Genomic DNA, 209 nt, shown 5'->3' on the forward strand with positions numbered 1-209 from the left:
TTAAATAGGAATACGAACAACAGAAGCGTAATAGCAACTTGAACACCGTTTCGCTTGAAGAAATCGTAGAAAGGTTCCAACACTGTAACGCTTAGCCAGGCCACAACTTTAGAGCCCACAACTTTATTATGGCGCTGTTGTGCTTCTTTTTGTAATGCTTCACGTTGTGTTGTTGGTTCTCCGACAAACAGGGTGAATAGCATCAGAAT

General features: G+C 41.6%; 1 pseudogene. It reads right to left on the reverse strand.

The window, feature by feature from the left end:
- Nucleotides 1-209: pseudogene (locus AB4512_RS23065) on the reverse strand (MFS transporter); the annotation flags it as partial.

This window comes from Vibrio sp. 10N.222.52.B7, assembly GCF_041474275.1.
GTDB classification, from domain to species: domain Bacteria; phylum Pseudomonadota; class Gammaproteobacteria; order Enterobacterales; family Vibrionaceae; genus Vibrio; species Vibrio crassostreae_C.